Origin of the sequence: Sphaerisporangium rhizosphaerae (assembly GCF_042665155.1) — a bacterium.
Classification (GTDB): domain Bacteria; phylum Actinomycetota; class Actinomycetes; order Streptosporangiales; family Streptosporangiaceae; genus Sphaerisporangium; species Sphaerisporangium rhizosphaerae.
Map to the genome: position 1 here is coordinate 1 of NZ_JBHTCG010000078.1, position 2,353 is coordinate 2,353.

At 67.2% G+C, this 2,353-nt stretch carries 2 protein-coding genes and 1 rRNA gene; 2 read left to right on the forward strand and 1 reads right to left on the reverse strand.

Annotated elements, in window-relative coordinates:
- Positions 1–71 (forward strand): 5S ribosomal RNA (gene rrf, locus ACFQSB_RS40500); the annotation flags it as partial.
- Between the two features lie 384 nt (positions 72–455).
- Here the strand turns inward: rrf and ACFQSB_RS40080 are convergent.
- On the reverse strand, positions 456–1,334 hold the full coding sequence (locus ACFQSB_RS40080) for a helix-turn-helix domain-containing protein (protein WP_354931733.1): 879 nt from the start codon (positions 1,332–1,334) through the stop codon (positions 456–458).
- Positions 1,335–1,436: 102 nt separating this feature from the next.
- Here ACFQSB_RS40080 and ACFQSB_RS40085 point away from each other — a divergent pair, with 102 nt between their 5' ends.
- Positions 1,437–2,135 (forward strand): SDR family NAD(P)-dependent oxidoreductase, encoded by a 699-nt coding sequence (locus ACFQSB_RS40085; RefSeq protein ID WP_380832582.1) that lies wholly within the window; start codon positions 1,437–1,439, stop codon positions 2,133–2,135.
- The last annotated feature ends 218 nt before the right edge of the window (positions 2,136–2,353 follow it).

Genomic DNA, 2,353 nt, shown 5'->3' on the forward strand with positions numbered 1-2,353 from the left:
CGGAAGTTAAGCTTTCCAGCGCCGATGGTACTGCACCGGGGACGGTGTGGGAGAGTAGGACACCGCCGGACAAAACTTTATAATGCAAGGTAGGCCATCCACGGTGTGGATGGCCTACCTGCGTTTATGGACCATTTCCGTCACAGGCTCCGGATCTGCCGTTACGACACCTCCCGCCCATCCCGGTACCTCCATCCTCCAAGCCGACCAGGACCCAGGATCAGGAGAACGGGCCCAGCCGCTTGGATGGCGTGCCATTTCCTGCTGTCACCTTTGGGGTGCCCGGCTCGGTCGATGGATGGGCCCGTTCATTACTGCGGTGGCGGCGGTCTCTGTTCAGCTGTCGCTGTCTTATTTCCTGGTACTGATGCGAGCATGTCAGCGGCGCACGTCTAGCGAGCCTTCAGGTCATCCTCTTCCGCGGCATCGCTCGGGTGGTCCAGCCGGGGAAAGTGTCAGGGCGTGGAGAACGGGCCGGGTACTGGAGGTATGGAGTCGTGGGTGGGGACTCCGTTGGTGACGCGCAGGAACTCCAGCTTCTCCGCGTCGGCGGAACCTGCGGCGACCGTGTAGACGACCAGCCGGACGTCGCAGCCGGGGACGGTGAGCACGTCGCAGTCGCACGTCACTTCGCCGACCTGGGGGTGCACGATGGTCTTGCGGGCCGAGACGTGGAGGCCGACCGCGCCCTCGTCCCACAGCCGGGCGAAGTCCGTACTGCTGGAGCGCATCTCCGTGACAAGGTCGATCAGTCCATGGTCATGGGGATGGGCGACGAGAGCCGTGCGCAGATCTGCCACGAGGGCGCGCTTCAGGTCGTCACCGTCGTGGAGCACGGGCCAGGCCGCGAGTCCTCGTGGCCCTGTGGCGAAGACCGACCGCACCAGGTTCCGCTCTATCTGCGTCCGCGCGCCGGGGTCACCCAGCAGCACCGCCCATGCCGGGGTCCAGGACAGCAAGGTCCAGTCGGCGCTGAACACCCCGACGGGGAACTCCCCGAGGCGGGCCAGCATCCGCTGGATCCCCGCCGGGACGTGCGTGGAGATCGTTCCCTCCCGGGGCGGGAGGAGGCCGGCCAGCTTGTAGGCGTGATCGCGCTCCATGGGTTGCAGCTGCAGCGCCCTGGCCAGGCTCGCGACGACCTGCGCCGAAGGGTTGGTGGCGCGCCCCTGCTCAAGCCGCACCACATAGTCGACCGACAGCCCCGCGAGCTCGGCCAGTTCCTCGCGTCGCAACCCCGCAGCACGTCGCCCGCGCCGTGCGGTGCGCCCGACATCGATGGGAGAGAGCCGGTCGCGCCAGCGGCGCAACGCCGTCCCCAGGGTTTCGTCCATGCGGCCATCCTGCCCACTTGATTGTCGTCGTGCCTGGTACTGGTCGTCCCACCGTCGTGGAGGGCACTGGTTGCCCTCTCGTCGCCGCACGAGAGTGAAGGCATGACCACGACGTTCATCACAGGAGCCAACAGATCCCTCGGGTACGAGACCGCCCGCCGGCTGATCGAGGCCGGCCACACCGTCCTGGTCGGAGCCCGTGACCCAGAGCGCGGCCAGGCGGCCGCCGACGCACTCGGCGGTGCTCGTTTCGTCCAGATCGACGTTACCGACGACGCGTCGGTGGCCGCGGCCGCCGCCGACATCGAAGCCCGCGAGGGGTTCATCGACGTTCTGATCAACAACGCGGGCATCCACGGGACGAGCAAACCCGCCGACCAGATCACGGCCGCTGACGCCGCCGAGGTGTTCGAGGTCAATGTCCTGGGGATCGTCCGGGTGACGCATGCGTTCCTGCCACTACTTCGCAGGTCCGCGAACCCGGTCATCGTCAACGTGTCGAGTGGCATGGGGTCGTTCGCCGTGACCCACGACGCAGAGCGCGTCGAGTCGCAGGTCATCACGCCGCTCTACACGTCGTCGAGGGCCGCCGTGACCATGCTGACGACGCAGTACGCGAAGGCCTGGCCGGAGGTGAAGGTCAACGCGGCCGACCCCGGCTATACCGCGACCGACTTCAACGGTCACAGCGGTCCGCAGACGGTGGCCGAGGGGACCGACGCGATCGTCGAACTCGCCACCATCGGGACGGACGGTCCGACCGGGACCTTCCGCGACCGTCAGGGCGCGATGGCCTGGTGATCCACCCCTGAGCTCGGCGCCTACCCGGCGATGGACGAGGACCGGCTGGCGGACCTGCCCGAGGAGACGGACCGCCTCTGGAGCAGGGCTAGGGGGTATCCCTCTAGGTGTGGGAAGTGATCTTGCTGGGAAGCAAGTCATCTGTGGGCGAGGGCTCACTTCTTCGGGGGATGGTCATGACGGTAATCGAGGGTGTCGGCGGCCACATGTCGACCACG

Excerpts from the sequence above, each read along its gene's own strand:
- ACFQSB_RS40080 (WP_354931733.1), bottom strand. The coding sequence starts at position 1,334 with ATGGACGAAACCCTGGGGACGGCGTTGCGCCGCTGGCGCGACCGGCTC.
- ACFQSB_RS40085 (WP_380832582.1), top strand. The coding sequence starts at position 1,437 with ATGACCACGACGTTCATCACAGGAGCCAACAGATCCCTCGGGTACGAG.